This window comes from Streptomyces phytophilus (genome assembly GCF_013870535.1).
Lineage (GTDB): Bacteria > Actinomycetota > Actinomycetes > Streptomycetales > Streptomycetaceae > Streptomyces > Streptomyces phytophilus.
Genome location: NZ_JACBXC010000689.1, coordinates 1 through 3,215, shown reverse-complemented (window position 1 = coordinate 3,215; position 3,215 = coordinate 1). Strand labels below are relative to the sequence as shown.

Genomic DNA, 3,215 nt, shown 5'->3' with positions numbered 1-3,215 from the left:
TGGAAGGCGGTGCGGCCGGGGCGCTTGTCGGGCTCGGGGGCCCAGCGTTCGAGGTCGGCGTCGGTGTACCCCATGCACGGAACGGTAGCCGGGGCGCCGCGCGAGGGTGCCGGCGGTACGGGCCGGGCGCCCGGTCCGTACCCTCCGCTACGCCGCCACCTCCGCGACCCGCACCCGGTAGGCCGGCACCGCCACCTCCTCGTCGTCCAGGCAGCGCCCCGTCGCCAGGTCGAAGCGCTGCTTCAGCAGCGGCGACGCCACGAACGGCCGGCTCCCCTGGGCGGAGGGCGCCGACCCCAGCAGCCCCCGCGACAGCACGTACGCCCCGGTGAACGGGTCGCGGTTGCCGATCGCGTAGACGTCGCCGGTGCGGCCGAGGAAGACGGCGGCCTGCGTGCCGTCCGGGAGCAGCGCGGCGACGCCGCGGCCATGGCTGAGGAGGTCGAGGCCGCACACGGGGTGCCAGCCGGCCGCGGTGCGGATCTCGACGCGCAGCACGGTACGGGCCGGGGCGTACACCGTCGTGGTCATGCGGGGGCTCCTTCCAGCGTCCCGCGCACCGGGATGGCGGGTCCTGACAGCAGGGTGAGGTCGGGCTTGACCTGGTCGCGCTCGGGGACGAACCGCACGGTGGGGTCCGGCACGCCCGGCGCGTTGACGAACGAGACGAAGCGGGCGAGGCGCTCCGGGTCGGCGAGGGTGGCGGCCCACTCGTCGCGGTAGTGCGCGACGTGCGCGGCCATCTGCTCCTCCAGCTCGGCGGCGATGCCGAGCGAGTCGCCGACGACGACGTCCTTCAGGTGGCCGAGGCCGCCCTCCAGCCGCTCCAGCCAGACGGAGGTGCGCTCCAGCCGGTCGGCGGTGCGGATGTAGAACATCAGGAACCGGTCGACGAGCCGTATCAGCTCGTCGTCGGCGAGGTCCTGGGCGAGCAGGTCGGCGTGGCGGGGGGTGGCGCCGCCGTTGCCGCAGACGTACAGGTTCCAGCCGGCGGCGGTGGCGATGATGCCGAAGTCCTTGCTCTGCGCCTCGGCGCACTCCCGCGAGCAGCCGGAGACGGCGGCCTTCAGCTTGTGCGGCGAGCGCAGCCCGCGGTAGCGCAGCTCCAGGTCGATGGCCATGCGGACGCTGTCCTGCACGCCGTAGCGGCACCAGGTCGACCCGACGCAGGACTTCACGGTGCGCAGCGCCTTGCCGTAGGCGTGCCCCGACTCGAACCCGGCGTCGACCAGGCGGGCCCAGATGGCCGGGAGCTGGTCGACGCGGGCGCCGAAGAGGTCGATGCGCTGGCCGCCGGTGATCTTCGTGTAGAGCCCGAAGTCGCGCGCCACCTCGCCGAGCACGATGAGCTTGCCGGGGGTGATCTCGCCGCCGGGCACGCGCGGGACGACGGAGTACGAGCCGTTGCGCTGGAGGTTGGCGAGGAAGTGGTCGTTGGTGTCCTGGAGGGCGCCCTGCTCGCCGTCGAGCACGTACCCGGCGGCGCCGATGACGGGCGCGAGGGAGGCGAGGATCGAGGCGACGGCGGGCTTGCAGACCTCGCAGCCGTCGCCGCTGCGGGCCTCCTCGCGGCCGTGCTCGTCGAGGAGGCGGACGTACGAGCTGATGCGCTTGACGCGGACGATCTCGTACAGCTCGGTCCTGGTGTGGGCGAAGCAGCGGCACAGGCCCGTGTCGACGGCGACGCCGCGGGCCGCCAGCTCGTCGTTGACGAGCGCGGTGAGGACCTTCTCGCACGAGCCGCAGCCGGAGCCCGCGCGCGTGCACTTCTCCACCTCGCGCACCGTGGTGCAGCCGTGGTCGGCGACGGCGCCGCGGACGGCGGCCTTGGAGACGTTGTGGCAGTTGCACACGACGGCGTCGTCGGGGAGGGCGGCCGGCCCGAGGGCGGCGGGGGCGCCGGCGCCCGGGGGCAGCACCAGTTGCTCGGGCGGTACGGGCGGCACGCTGCCGGTGAGCGGGCGGAGCACGCCGTACGCGTCGGTGTCGCCGACGAGGACGCCGCCGAGGAGGGTGCCGTCGCGGGCGACGACGAGCTTCTTGTACAGGCCGGCGCGGGAGTCGGAGTAGACGACGTCGAGGCAGCCGTCGGCGGCGCCGAGGGCGTCGCCGAAGGAGGCGACGCCGACGCCGAGGAGCTTGAGCTTGGTGGAGGTGTCGGCACCGGTGAAGGTCTTGGGCGCCGCGGCTGCGGCAGGGGCAGGGGCGGGGGCGGGGGCCGGCCGGGCCGCGATCACGGCGGCGGCGGTCTCCGCCATCTCGTACCCGGGCGCCACCAGCCCGTACACCCGGCCGTCCGCGGCCTGCGCGCACTCCCCGATGGCGAAGACCGCGGGGTCCGAGGTACGGCACCGCTCGTCCACGGCGACGCCGCCGCGCTCGCCGACGGCCAGGCCCGCGTCGCGCGCGAGTCCGTCCCGCGGGCGTACCCCGGCGGAGAAGACGACGAGGTCCGCGGCCACGGCCGAGCCGTCCGACAGCTCCATCCCCGCCACCGCGCCCCCGGCGCCGGTGCGGATCTCCTTGCCCGCGACGCCGGTGTGCACGTCGAGCCCCAGGTCGCCGATGGTGCGGCGCAGGGCGGCACCGCCGCCCTCGTCGACCTGGACGGGCATCAGCCGGGGCGCGAACTCCACGATGTGCGTCCGCAGCCCCAGCCCCTGGAGCGCGCCCGCCGCCTCCAGCCCGAGCAGCCCGCCGCCGACGACGACGCCGGCCGTCGCATCCTGCGCGTACGCCTCGATGGCCAGGACGTCCTCGACCGTGCGGTAGACGAAGCAGCCGCGGGCGTCGTTGCCGGGGACCGGCGGGACGAACGGGTACGAGCCGGTGGCCAGCACCAGCACGTCGTACGCGACGGTGCGGCCGGCGGCGGAGGTGACGGTGCGCGCGGCCCGGTCGACGGCGACGGCGGGGTCGCCGACGTGGAGTTCGATGCCGTGCTCCGCCATGAAGCCCGCGGGGGTGACGGAGAGCCCGTCGGGCGAGGTGCCGGAGAAGTAGGAGGTGAGGTGCATGCGGTCGTAGGCGGGGCGGGGCTCCTCGCAGAAGACGACGACGCGGTCGGTGCCGGTGACGCGGTGCTCGGCGAGGGCTTCGAGGAAGCGCTGCCCGACCATGCCGTGCCCGACGAGCACGATGGTGCGGGGCGGGTGGGTCGTGGTGGTCGCCATCGTCAGGAGCCTCCGAGGTGGTCGGTGAGCAGATGGTGCAGC

General features: G+C 75.0%; 2 protein-coding genes. Both read right to left on the bottom strand.

Annotation, left to right across the window (positions count from 1 at the left end):
• Nucleotides 1-147 precede the first annotated feature (147 nt).
• Nucleotides 148-531 (bottom strand): nitrite reductase small subunit NirD, encoded by a 384-nt coding sequence (gene nirD, locus H5J30_RS23595; RefSeq protein WP_181789378.1) that lies wholly within the window; start codon nt 529-531, stop codon nt 148-150.
• Entirely contained in the window at nt 528-3,173 is a 2,646-nt protein-coding gene (nirB, locus tag H5J30_RS23590) for a nitrite reductase large subunit NirB (protein WP_181789377.1), read from the bottom strand. Before nirB ends, nirD begins: the two co-directional genes overlap by 4 nt.
• Nucleotides 3,174-3,215: the final 42 nt, after the last annotated feature.